At 53.8% G+C, this 585-nt stretch carries 1 pseudogene; it reads left to right on the top strand.

What is annotated here, in order from left to right:
- Positions 1 to 585, top strand: a pseudogene (locus R7R24_RS28820) (flagellar hook-length control protein FliK); the annotation flags it as partial.

The following is a 585-nucleotide window of genomic DNA, read 5'->3' as shown; positions in this document are numbered from 1 at the left end:
CAATTGATGAGCTGGAAGTCATTGATACCAAGTTGGCGCAAGGCAAACCTCTGAGCGAACAAGAAATCGATGTCATTGAAGGTTTGAGAACGGGTGACGTCGTCGCGGATATTCCTGAGCAAGAGCTAGCCCAGTTGGTTGCGCTGCCAACGGACGTGAAAGCCATTCTTGCGGAGCAGAATACAACGCAGCATAACAATGTACGAAACGGCAGCGAACGAACAGCCGCTGCAGTCGCGATGGGGCAACAAGCACAATACGTGAACGCGCAAGAGATGAAGCACGTCGCTGCGCAAGCGCCAATGGCTCAACATGCCGATAAACTTGCGTCCGCACCAATGCCTGATGCGCTGGTGGCGAATAATTTCAACCCAGCAGTTCAAATGGCTGCTAATGGTGAAGTGAGCCACAAAGCGATCAATGCCGCGTTAAGTGCAGGTGCGTTGAAAGCTACGGCGAGCCAGCAAGATAAGCCAGAGTCGCAATACGGATTAGCAGGACAGCTTCAAGCGGCCGCTGGGCAACAAGGTGTAACAGCCCAACAGCAAACCCGAGCGGAAGCCGCTCAGCAAGCGCAACAGCCTC

Source organism: Vibrio sp. 704 (assembly GCF_033339295.1).
The sequence above is the reverse complement of the archived record's forward strand: the minus strand, read 5'-3'. Positions and strand labels throughout refer to the sequence as shown.